Annotated in this window: 13 protein-coding genes; 5 read left to right on the forward strand and 8 right to left on the reverse strand. The window is 61.4% G+C overall.

The genetic code is table 11. The features are described from left to right. Positions 1–21 precede the first annotated feature (21 nt). Positions 22–639: a C40 family peptidase gene (locus tag M0746_RS27475; protein WP_090287140.1), complete on the reverse strand. Its 618-nt coding sequence runs from the start codon at positions 637–639 to the stop codon at positions 22–24. Positions 640–887: 248 nt separating this feature from the next. Here M0746_RS27475 and M0746_RS27480 point away from each other — a divergent pair, with 248 nt between their 5' ends. Then, positions 888–1322, forward strand: a complete 435-nt coding sequence (locus M0746_RS27480; RefSeq protein ID WP_090287138.1) for an NINE protein — start codon at positions 888–890, stop codon at positions 1320–1322. Positions 1323–1429: 107 nt separating this feature from the next. Here the strand turns inward: M0746_RS27480 and M0746_RS27485 are convergent, their stop codons facing one another. The 7 genes from M0746_RS27485 to gshB all read right to left on the reverse strand — a co-directional run bounded on the left by M0746_RS27485 (position 1430) and on the right by gshB (position 7545). Then, positions 1430–2701 (reverse strand): dihydroorotase, encoded by a 1272-nt coding sequence (locus tag M0746_RS27485; protein ID WP_258451277.1) that lies wholly within the window; start codon positions 2699–2701, stop codon positions 1430–1432. After that, positions 2698–3702, reverse strand: coding sequence for an aspartate carbamoyltransferase catalytic subunit (locus M0746_RS27490; protein ID WP_007913665.1), 1005 nt, complete (start codon positions 3700–3702; stop codon positions 2698–2700). Before M0746_RS27490 ends, M0746_RS27485 begins: the two co-directional genes overlap by 4 nt. 27 nt (positions 3703–3729) lie before the next feature. Continuing rightward, positions 3730–4236, reverse strand: coding sequence for a bifunctional pyr operon transcriptional regulator/uracil phosphoribosyltransferase PyrR (gene pyrR / locus M0746_RS27495; RefSeq protein ID WP_258451278.1), 507 nt, complete (start codon positions 4234–4236; stop codon positions 3730–3732). 81 nt (positions 4237–4317) lie between these two features. Next, positions 4318–4755, reverse strand: coding sequence for a Holliday junction resolvase RuvX (gene ruvX, locus M0746_RS27500; protein WP_041476809.1), 438 nt, complete (start codon positions 4753–4755; stop codon positions 4318–4320). Next, entirely contained in the window at positions 4755–5327 is a 573-nt protein-coding gene (locus M0746_RS27505; protein WP_258451279.1) for a YqgE/AlgH family protein, read from the reverse strand. The genes ruvX and M0746_RS27505 overlap by 1 nt, the downstream gene beginning before the upstream one ends. A gap of 193 nt (positions 5328–5520) precedes the next feature. After that, positions 5521–6420, reverse strand: coding sequence for an energy transducer TonB (locus M0746_RS27510; protein WP_258451280.1), 900 nt, complete (start codon positions 6418–6420; stop codon positions 5521–5523). A 153-nt stretch (positions 6421–6573) separates the two neighbouring features. Next, the gene (gene gshB / locus M0746_RS27515) at positions 6574–7545 is read right to left on the reverse strand and encodes a glutathione synthase (protein WP_090287131.1); all 972 of its coding nucleotides are present in this window, start codon (positions 7543–7545) and stop codon (positions 6574–6576) included. 225 nt (positions 7546–7770) lie between these two features. Here gshB and pilG point away from each other — a divergent pair, with 225 nt between their 5' ends. The 4 genes from pilG to M0746_RS27535 all read left to right on the forward strand — a co-directional run bounded on the left by pilG (position 7771) and on the right by M0746_RS27535 (position 11340). Beyond that, on the forward strand, positions 7771–8175 hold the full coding sequence (gene pilG, locus M0746_RS27520) for a twitching motility response regulator PilG (RefSeq protein ID WP_208939416.1): 405 nt from the start codon (positions 7771–7773) through the stop codon (positions 8173–8175). Between the two features lie 59 nt (positions 8176–8234). Further along, a complete protein-coding gene (pilH, locus tag M0746_RS27525; RefSeq protein WP_258451281.1) occupies positions 8235–8600 on the forward strand; it encodes a twitching motility response regulator PilH in 366 nt (121 codons plus the stop codon). 10 nt (positions 8601–8610) lie between these two features. After that, a complete protein-coding gene (locus tag M0746_RS27530; protein ID WP_090287127.1) occupies positions 8611–9150 on the forward strand; it encodes a chemotaxis protein CheW in 540 nt (179 codons plus the stop codon). 141 nt (positions 9151–9291) lie between these two features. Further along, positions 9292–11340: a methyl-accepting chemotaxis protein gene (locus tag M0746_RS27535; RefSeq protein WP_090287125.1), complete on the forward strand. Its 2049-nt coding sequence runs from the start codon at positions 9292–9294 to the stop codon at positions 11338–11340. Positions 11341–11344: the final 4 nt, after the last annotated feature.

Below are 11344 nucleotides of genomic sequence, written 5' to 3' on the forward strand. Positions count from 1 at the left end.
CCCAACGATCGGTATGCGGTGTCAGCGCTGGACTACGCGCAACTGGCCTTGTTCTTTCGGCAACACGCGCTTGGCTACAACGTAATGCTTCTGCCAATACGGCTTGTTCAGCGTATCGATGCTCACCGCTTTGCCGCGGCGCGGGGCGTGGATGAAGCGGTCGTTGCCCAGGTAGATGGCAACGTGGTTGACCCGACGGCTCTTGATGTTGAAGAAAATCAGATCGCCCGGTTTCAGATCCTTGCGCTCGACTTTCTCGCCGTGACCGCTGGCCATGGCGTTGGAGGTGCGTGGCAGGTCGAAAGTGGCGTCATTGAACGCGTATTTCACCAGACCGCTGCAATCGAAGCCTTTACTTGGGCTGCTGCCGCCCCAACGATAAGGTGTACCGAGCACGTTCACCGCACGGCTGAGCACATTGCTGCTTTCCTTGCTCGCCATCGGTGGCACCAGCTTGCTGTGGCTCTTGCTGCTCAGCGTGGTGGTTTTGCTCTTGCTGCTTTTGCTCGAAGGAGCCGAAGCATGAGATTTAGGGGTGAAGCCGTTGACGTTGGGAAGACGTTGCTCACGATTGGTGGCGTGGGCGGCCAGTGGCATTAACAGGCAGATGGTTAGCCATGTCTTGAAAAATGGTCGCATTAGGCGTGGCTCTTGAGTGATAGCGCGCAACTTTATAACAGCTTTTTTTGTCGCTCCGAGGCCGTTCATCGATTCATTCGGCTGGCTACGGAACCAAAAACGCTCAAAAAGTACGCAATTGTCCGACAGAAGTCAGGTTCTACAAGGGGTTCGCGCTAGCAACGGTAACATTTGCCATACGTCGGCTACCCGTAAAAAAGTCACAAAGAAATGAAGAATATTTATCTATCGAGTGCAATGAGGTCTTAATGAACAGCTATCAGCTACCCCGCGTGAAGGAAAAAGACACTCACAGCAAAGTCATCGGCTACCTGTTGTGGATCTTCGGTTTCACCGGCGCCCACCGCTTTTATTACGGCAAGCCGGTCACCGGGACGATCTGGTTTTTTACCTTCGGTTTGCTGGGGATTGGTTGGCTCATCGACGTATTCCTGATCCCGGCGATGGATCGCGAAGCCGACCTGCGTTTTGCGGCCGGGCCGATCGAATACAACGTGGCGTGGATTCTGCTGACATTCCTCGGTGCGCTCGGCGTGCACCGGATGTACCAGGGCAAGTGGATCAGCGGCCTGGTGTACCTGCTGACCGGCGGGCTGTTCTTTCTGGGTGTGCTGTATGACTTCTGGACGCTGAATGATCAGGTCTCGGTGCGCAACGCGCAGAATCGCGGCGCTTTCCAGTAAGCCATCGCTGGCAAGCCAGCTCCCACAGGTTTCGGGGTAAAACAGGGATTTGTGTTTTTACAAATCCCTGTGGGAGCGGGCTTGCCCGCGATTGAAGCGCCTCGGTATCAAGCCTGGTGACTGATCCGCCCATCCACCAACGTATAGCGCACTACTCCCGGCAGACTGTGCCCAATGAACGGGCAGTTCTCACCCTTCGACAGCCAGCTTTCACCGGCCACCGTCGAAGCCTTCGGATCGAACAGGACGATATCCGCCGCACCGCCCACCGCCAGTTTGCCCGCCGGCAAGCGCAGCGCGTCGGCCGGGCCTGCGCTCAAGCGCGCGAGCAAGGTCGGCAGGTCGAGCAAACCATCCGCAACCAGGGTCATCGCCAGTGGCAGCAACAGTTCAACACTGCTGATGCCCGGCTCAGTCGCGCCGAACGGCGCCAGTTTGGCATCGCGTTCGTGGGGCTGGTGATGGCTGGAAATTGCCGAGACCACGCCGGATTTCACCGCCTCACGCAAACCATCGCGGTCAGCGCGGGTGCGCAGCGGCGGCTGTACGTGATAGAGGCTGCTGAAGTCGATCAGCGCTTCGTCGGTCAGGATCAACTGATACAGCGCGACATCTGCCGTGACCTTCAGGCCACGCGCCTGAGCCTGGGCGATCAGGGCGACACCGCGGGCGCTGGTCAGTTGGCTGAAGTGCGCACGCACGCCGGTCTGCTCGACCAGCAGCAGATCGCGGGCGAGTGCCACGGTTTCTGCGGTTTCCGGAATCCCCGGCAGGCCGAGGAAACTGGCCACTGCGCCTTCGTGTGCCAGGCCGCCATCAGCGAGATCGTGATCCTGCGAGTTGAAAATCACCGTCAGGTCGAAGGTCGCCGCATATTCGAGCGCCCGGCACAGGGTGCGGGTGTTGCGAAAGCTCTCCAGACCGTTGCCGAATGCCACACAACCGGCGTCACGCAGGGCCACCAGTTCGGCCAGTTGCTCACCGTCCAGACCTTTGCTCAGCGCGCCGATCGGGAACACCTTGGTGTTGCCGGCCTCGCGGGCGCGGTCGAGGATCAGCTCGGCCACTGCCGAGGTGTCGAGCACCGGTCTGGTCTGCGGCGGGCAGCACAGGCTGGTCACGCCACCGGCCGCGGCGGCGCGGGTTTCGCTGACGATCGAGCCCTTGCGGCTGTAGCCCGGCTCGCGCAGGGCGACATTCAGGTCCACCAGCCCGGGTGCGGCAACCAGACCGCTGGCATCGATGGTTTCAACGGCTGTGAAACCGGCGGGCGCCGCGCCGAGGGCGACGATCTTGCAGGCTTCAACGTGAATGTCGGTGACTTGATCCAGGCCGCTGGCAGGATCGATGACGCGTGCGCCGAGGATGCTGAGCTTCACTGGGCGTTCTCCTGCTCGAATTGACGTTGCGCGGTCTGCCCGCTCATGGCCATGGACAACACGGCCATGCGAATGGCGATGCCGTAGGTGACCTGATTGAGGATCACCGAGTGCGGGCCGTCGGCCACTGCAGACTCGATTTCCACGCCACGGTTGATCGGCCCCGGGTGCATGACGATGCAATCGGGCTTGGCCCCGGCCAGACGCGCGGTCGTCAGGCCGAACAGGCGGTAGAATTCGCCCTCGCTCGGCAGCAGGCCGCCGGTCATGCGCTCGCGCTGCAGGCGCAGCATGATCACCACATCGACGTCTTTCAGGCCTTCGGTCATGTCGGTGTAGACCTTGACGCCGTACTGCTCGATGCCGATTGGCAGCAGGGTTTTCGGCGCAATTACGCGGATATCCGGGCAGCCGAGGGTTTTCAGCGCGAGCATGTTCGAGCGCGCCACCCGTGAATGCAGGATATCGCCAACGATCGCCACCGAGAGGTTTTCAAAACCGCCCTTGTGCCGACGGATGGTGAGCATGTCGAGCATGCCTTGCGTCGGGTGGGCGTGGCGGCCGTCACCGCCATTGATAATCGCCACCTGCGGGCAGACATGTTCGGCGATGAAGTGCGCCGCGCCGGAATCACCATGGCGCACGACGAACATGTCGGCGGCCATCGCTTCGAGGTTGCGCAGGGTGTCGAGCAGGGTTTCACCTTTACTGGCCGACGAGGTCGACACGTTCAGGGTGATCACGTCTGCCGACAGCCGCTGGGCCGCCAGTTCGAAGGTGGTGCGGGTGCGCGTGGAGTTTTCGAAGAACACGTTGCACACGGTCTTGCCGCGCAACAACGGGACTTTCTTCACCGCCCGGGCGCCGACTTCGAGGAACGAGTCGGCGGTGTCGAGGATTTCCGTCAGCAACTCGCGGCGCAGGCCGTCGAGCGAGAGGAAGTGGCGCAGCTGGCCCTGATCATTGAGCTGCAGCGGGCGCTTGGTATCTAGAGGCGTCATCGCGAAGGGGACTCTCAATAGGGCGGATTAAAGGGACAGGTCTTGCAGTTCGAGGGCCAGCGGCTCGGGGCCGGAAAGCTTCACGCGCTGGTGGGCGGCCAGCGTCAGGGTTGCGCCGACCACGTTCGGGCGGATCGGCAACTCGCCGGCGTCCAGATCCAGCAGGCAGACCAGTGTGACGCTGGCCGGGCGGCCATAATCGAACAGTTCGTTCATCGCGGCGCGGATGGTGCGGCCGCTCATCAATACGTCGTCGATCAGCACCAGATGCTGGCCTTCGATCTCGAAGGGCAGGGCGGACGGGCGTACTTGTGGGTGCAGGCCGTTCTGGCTGAAGTCGTCGCGGTAAAAGGAAACGTCCAGCGTGCCCAGTGGCGCATCGCTGCGCAGCTCCTTGAGCAGCGCCTGCGCGACCCAGATGCCGCCGGTGCGGATGCCGATGTAACGCGGTTCGCTGATGTCACGCTGGGCAAGGTGCGCCTTGAGGCGGGTCGCCATCTGGCTGATCAGATCGGCGGGATTGGGCAGGCTCATGGTTGCTCCTTCGTGAATCCGGGCCGCGTCCTGCCGGACAAGGCCCGGTTTATAACCAAAAGAAAAGCGCCGAAGCGCTTGTCAGGATTCAAACAATGCAGTGTTTTCATCGAGCCAGCCCTGCAACAGCAGAGCGGCGGCGATGGCGTCCACCGGGTTGTCACGGTAACTGCCCTTCTGGCCGCCACGCACCAGGCGCTCGCCTTTGGCTTCGAACGTGGTCAGGCGTTCGTCGTGGGTATAGAAGGGCAGGTTGTAGCGGCCGTTCAGGCGGCGGGCGAATTTTTCCGCGCGCACGCACATGTCGCTGGGCGTGCCGTCCATGTTCAGCGGCAGGCCGACTACCACTGCGTCGGGTTTCCATTCCTTGATCAACGCTTCGACCTGATCCCAGTTCGGCACGCCATTTTGCGCTTTCAACGTGCACAGCTCGCGGGCCTGGCCGGTAATCACCTGGCCGACCGCGACGCCGATCTGTTTGGTGCCGTAGTCGAAGCCGAGAATCAGGCGCAGGGCCATCAGGCGTGACCCGCCTGGCTGGTGAGCAGGTTCAGATCAATGCCCAAATGCCGCGCTGCCGCGTCGAGGCGCAGCTCGCTGCTGGTGTTGAAGAGGATATCGGCGTCGTACGGGCAGGTCAGCCAGGCGTTGTCAGCCAGTTCGGCTTCCAGCTGCCCGGCTTCCCAACCGGCATACCCGAGGGTGATCAGGCTTTTTGCCGGGCCGACGCCGTCAGCGATGGCGAAGAGCACATCCTGCGAGGTCGACAGGGCCAGATCGCCATCCAGTTGTGCGGTGGCCTGGAAAGTCTGGCCGGCGGGATGCAGGACAAAACCGCGATCGGTCTGCACCGGGCCGCCGATGAAGATCGGTACGTGCTGGCACAGTGCTGGCGGCTCGATGTCCGGACGGAGTTGCTCGAGAATGTCGGCCAGATTCAACTCTTGCGGCCTGTTGACCACCAGCCCCATCGCGCCATTGGCCGTGTGCTCGACGATGTAGGTCAAGGTGTGGGCAAAGTTCGGGTCGGCCATGTGCGGCATGGCGATCAGGAAGTGATGCTTGAGGTAGCTGGGGCTGACGTTTTTCATGTGCGCTAGTGTGGCGTTCGAGGGGCGAACTGACAAGGTGGAGATGTCTGGGTAGTGCTGCAAATAACCGCGAGCAATGCTGAACCCTGTGGGAGCGGGCTTGCCCGCGATGGCGTCAGGTCAGTCGCCACGGATGTTGGATGTGCCGGCCCCATCGCGGGCAAGCCCGCTCCCACAGGGTTTTATGGTGTTTTCAATTGCTTGAGAGTTTGTCGCCGCGAGCAAATTTCCAGGTGCGGATGATTTCCAGACGATCGACATCCGACAGATCGCCGGTAAACGGCGCAAACGGTGCCGCCAGCCTGACGATTCGCTGCGCGGCCTGATCCAGCAGCGGCTGGCCGGAGGATTCCAGCACCAGCACTTCGTACAGTGAGCCGTCGCGGTTGATCGAGACCATCAGGCGCAGGTTGCCGTAGATCTGCTTGCGCCGCGCTTCTTCGGGGTAATTGAGGTTGCCGATGCGTTCGACCTTCTTGCGCCAGTCGTCCTTGTACCAGGCGCCCTTGTCGCGCATGGTCGAGGCGGCGCTCAAGCGGTGGATGCGCGGGCGTTTGGCGTACAGCTGTTGCTCCTTGGCCAATTCGGCTTCGAGGCTGGCGATGTCGCTGGACAGCTGCGAACTGTCGAATTCCGGCGCGTCGACGGTCGGTTTGACCTCGGTCTTGCGCTCTTCCTTCTTGGTCGGGGCCTTCTTCGGTTGCGGCGCGACGGTGGTCACCGCGGCCTTGGGCGCGGCCTCCCGCACTTCGGCCTTGGCAGCCGGTGGCGGGGTGACCTTCTTGACCTGATTGTCCTGGAACGGCGCCACTTCGGTGGTCTTGGGCAGCGCCTTCTTGTCCAGCGTGCCGCTGCCCTCCTGGTTTTCCTGAGCGAGAAAGTCAGCCTTCTGTGGCTTCTTTTCGCTCTTGAACGTGGCGAGGGTGATTTCCAGGGTTTTGCTGATCTGTTTCGGCTCGACCATGCTGAAGCCGACGCCGAGCAGCAGCGCCAAATGGATCAGCGCCGCCAGAAACAGGGTAAAGCCGAGGCGATCGGCCGGGCGCACGCCACGATGGGCGAGTTCAGCGGGCAGATCGGACGGGAGGGTCATGGCAGAAAAACCAACATCACGTTTTTTCGGGCTCGGCATGATAACGCAATGTTGGTTTTTAGCTGCAAGCGACTAGCTTCAAGCGACAAGCTGCATAGGGGCAGCTGCAAGTTTCGAGCTGCAAGCTGCAAGTTAAGAGCTTGCCGCCTGGCTTTAAGCTTGAGGCTTGCGGCTCGAAGCTTGCAGCTTGCTTTCGATAGCATTCATCAGCATGCCGCCAATGTCGGTGCCAAAGGCGTTGTCGATTTCGCGGATGCAGGTCGGGCTGGTGACGTTGATTTCGGTCAGGTGCTCGCCAATCACGTCCAGACCAACGAACAGCAGGCCTTTCTCGCGCAGGGTCGGGCCGACCTGAGCGGCGATCCAGCGGTCCTTGTCGGTCAGCGGACGCGCTTCGCCACGGCCGCCGGCGGCGAGGTTGCCGCGGGTTTCACCGAGGGCCGGAATTCGCGCCAGGCAATAATCCACCGGCTCGCCGTCGATCATCAGGATGCGCTTGTCGCCATCGACGATGGCCGGCAGGTAGCCCTGAATCATGATCTGCTGCTTGCCGTGCAGGGTCAGGGTTTCGAGGATCACCGAGAGGTTCGGGTGGCCAGCGGTGTGGCGGAAGATCGACGAACCGCCCATGCCGTCCAGCGGTTTGAGGATCACGTCGCCGTGATGATCGGCAAACTGGCGCAATACATCCGGGCGACGGCTGACGATGGTCGGCGGCGTGCACTGCGGAAACAGCGTGGCGAACAGCTTTTCATTGCAGTCGCGCAGGCTCTGCGGCTTGTTCACCACCAGCACGCCGGCGGCTTCGGCCTGTTCCAGCAGGTAGGTGGAATAGACGAATTCCATGTCGAACGGCGGATCCTTGCGCATCAGGATCACGTCCAGGTCGCTCAGCAGCTTGTCCTGCTCGGCGTCCAGTTCGAACCATTTTTCCGGATTGGCAAAGACTTTCAGCGGCGCCATGCGCGCGCGCGCTTGACCTTCGGCCTGATACAAATCCTTCTGTTCCATATAGAACAGTTCCCAGCCGCGCTTCTGCGCCGCCAGCAGCATGGCCAGCGAGCTATCCTTTTTATAGGAGATGCTGGCGATAGGGTCCATGACAATCCCGACGCGAACGCTCATTGGGTTTTCCTCGAAAATTGGCTACCGGATCGGTATTGAAAAAGTGCCGCCAGAGTGGCGCCGGGCGGGTTTTCGGTCAAGGAAAAACCCGTCGATAGATTGCATCTGGAGACTGTGCTAAAAAGGCTGGCAGAGCGCGCCGACCCTTGGGTATCAAGGGTTTGAGGCCATTATTGAGTGCAAAACGGACAAATTGATTCGCAAAGGCGACGGTAGAGCCCTCTTATGGAACAGCAGTCCAGCGCCTTGAAGGTCATGGTGATCGACGACTCGAAAACGATTCGCCGCACCGCCGAAACATTGCTGAAGAATGTCGGTTGCGAAGTGATTACCGCCATCGATGGTTTCGACGCCCTGGCGAAGATCGCCGACCACCATCCCGGAATCATTTTCGTCGACATCATGATGCCGCGTCTGGATGGTTATCAGACCTGTGCGTTAATCAAGAACAACAGCGCCTTCAAGGCTACGCCGGTGATCATGCTGTCATCAAAGGACGGGCTGTTCGACAAGGCCAAGGGGCGGATCGTCGGCTCCGATCAATTTCTGACCAAGCCGTTCAGCAAGGAAGAACTGCTCAGCGCGATCCAGGCCCATGTTCCGGGCTTCGCCGCCGTTGTGTCGCAGTAACGAAGACTCAGAGACACGCGGCCAGCGGGCCGGGCGTCGACAAGAAAATGGGGAAAACCATGGCACGTATCCTGATCGTCGATGATTCGCCGACCGAAATGTACAAACTCACCGGCATGCTCGAAAAGCACGGCCATGAAGTGCTGAAGGCCGAAAACGGCGCCGACGGCGTGGCTCTGGCCCGCCAGGAAAAACCCGACGCGGTGCTGATGGACATCGTCATGCCCGGCCTCAACGGTTTTCAGGCGACCCGGCAGTTGACCAAGGACGCTGACACGGCGCAAATCCCGGTGATCATCATCACCACCAAGGATCAGGAAACCGACAAGGTCTGGGGCACTCGTCAGGGCGCCAAGGACTACCTGACCAAACCGGTTGACGAAGACACCCTGATCAAGACCCTGAACAACGTACTCAAAGGCTGATCGCGCGATCATGAGCGAGTCGCTGACCGCGTTCGAATTGCTCTGGCAGATCGACCAGCGCTGCCGTTTGCTGGCGGCCGACCTGCCGTCGCAAGCGGCACGCGAAGAGCGCTGGAGCGGCATCGGTTTCCGTCTCGGCGAGCACTGGTATGTGGCGCCGATGGGCGAGGTCAGCGAAGTGCTGCATGAGCCGCGCTTCACCCAATTGCCCGGGGTCAAGCCGTGGGTAAAGGGTGTGGCCAACCTGCGCGGGCGGCTGCTGCCGATCATGGACCTGTGCGGCTTCTTCGGCCATGAGCTGTCGCCGCTGCGCAAACAGCGGCGGGTGCTGGTGGTGGAGCATGAAGACGTGTTTGCCGGGGTGATGGTCGACGAGGTCATCGGTCTGCAGCATTTCGATCAGCACAGCTTCGAACCGCTGTCGATCAGCAAGCGCCAGGGCTCGAAGGCCGAGTTCGTCAAAGGCTATTTTCGCCGCGAGCAGAACTGGCGGGTGTTCAGCCTGTTTGCCCTGGCGAAGTCGCCGGTGTTCATGAGCGTCGCGATCTGACAGATTCAACACCGTCCCCTGTGGGAGCGGGCTTGCCCGCGATAGCGCCGGATCAGTCGCTATCGATGTCGGATGTGCCGGCCTCATCGCGGGCAAGCCCGCTCCCACAGGGTAAGTGGAACGTTCCCAAGGCGAGGACCGATGACAACAGCAAAAACAGGCAAGTCGGCAGAAGCGTCGCGCAGCCGCGCGCAGATCATCGTGCTGTTCATCGCGCTGATCGTGTTCATCATGCTGCTGTTCGCCAACTTCGCCTACCTCAACACCCAGGCGAACTACGACAAACAGTACATCGGCCACGCCGGTGAATTGCGCGTGCTGTCGCAACGCATCGCCAAGAACGCCACCGAAGCCGCCGCCGGCAAGGCCGCAGCATTCAAGCTGCTCAGTGACGCGCGCAACGATTTCGCCCAGCGCTGGGGTTACCTGAAAAAAGGCGACCCGAATACCGGCCTGCCACCGGCACCGGCCACCGTGCGCCCGGAAATGCGCGCGGTGCAGCTGGACTGGGAACGCCTGCTGAAAAACACCGACGCGATTCTTTCCAGCGAACAGACCGTGCTGTCCCTGCATCAGGTCGCCGCAACCCTGGCCGAAACCGTGCCGCAGTTGCAGATCGAATACGAAAAAGTCGTCGAAATCCTGTTGCAACGCGGCGCGCCGGCGGCGCAAGTGGCGATGGCCCAGCGTCAGTCGCTTCTGGCCGAACGCATCCTTGGCGCGGTCAACACCGTGCTGGCCGGTGACGAAAATTCGCAGCAGGCCGCTGACGCTTTTGGTCGTGATGCGACCCGGTTCGGTCAAGTGCTCAACGGCATGCTGCAGGGCAATCCGGCGCTGAAGATCACTCAGGTCGAAGACCGCGATGCGCGCGCGCGGCTGAGTGAAATCTCCGAGTTGTTCCAGTTCGTCTCAGGCTCGGTGGACGAAATCCTCGAAACCTCGCCCGAGCTGTTCAAGGTGCGCGAGTCGGCGACCAATATCTTCTCGCTGTCGCAAACCCTGCTCGACGAAGCCTCGCACCTGGCCACCCGTTTCGAAAACCTCGCTGGCGGGCGTAACACCGATACCATCGGCGGTTACGTGCTCGGCTTGCTGGCGCTGGCCTCGATCATCCTCATCGGCCTGGTGATGGTGCGCGAAACCAACCGGCAGTTGCGTGAGACCGCCGAGAAGAACGAGCGTAATCAGAACGCGATCATGCGCCTGCTCGATGAAATTGAAGACCTCGCCGACGGCGACCTTACGGTGACCGCTTCGGTGACCGAAGACTTCACCGGGACCATCGCCGACTCGATCAACTATTCCGTCGACCAGTTGCGCGATCTGGTCGCGACCATCAACCTCACCGCCGGTCAGGTCGCCGCCGCCGTACAGGAAACCCAGGCCACCGCCATGCACCTGGCCCAGGCCTCGGAGCATCAGGCCCAGCAGATCTCCGAAGCGTCGACCGCGATCAACGACATGGCGCAATCGATCGATCAGGTCTCGGCCAACGCCGCGGAGTCGTCGGCGGTTGCCGAGCGCTCGGTGGAAATCGCCAACAAGGGCAACGAGGTGGTGCACAACACCATCCACGGCATGGACAACATTCGCGAACAGATTCAGGACACCGCCAAGCGCATCAAGCGCCTCGGCGAGTCGTCCCAGGAAATCGGCGACATCGTCAGCCTGATCGACGACATCGCCGACCAGACCAACATCCTTGCGCTCAACGCGGCGATTCAGGCGTCGATGGCCGGTGATGCCGGGCGCGGTTTTGCCGTGGTCGCTGACGAAGTGCAGCGCCTGGCCGAGCGCTCGTCCGCCGCAACCCGGCAGATCGAAACCCTGGTGCGGGCGATTCAGACCGACACCAATGAAGCCGTGATCTCGATGGAGCAGACCACCACCGAAGTGGTGCGCGGCGCGCGACTGGCGCAGGATGCCGGGGTGGCTCTGGAAGAAATCGAAGGCGTGTCGAAAACCCTCGCGGCGCTGATCCAGAGCATTTCCAACGCGGCGCAGCAGCAGACGTCTTCGGCCGGGCAGATCTCGCTGACGATGAACGTGATCCAGCAGATCACCTCGCAGACCTCGTCTGGCTCCACCGCCACCGCCGAGAGCATCGGCAACCTGACGAAAATGGCCAGCCAGCTGCGCCGCTCGGTGTCCGGATTCACCTTGCCGGCGGCGACAGACAAAGCGTGAGTGG

It is taken from the genome of Pseudomonas sp. S11P7, from assembly GCF_023195435.1.
Lineage (GTDB): Bacteria > Pseudomonadota > Gammaproteobacteria > Pseudomonadales > Pseudomonadaceae > Aquipseudomonas > Aquipseudomonas fluorescens_G.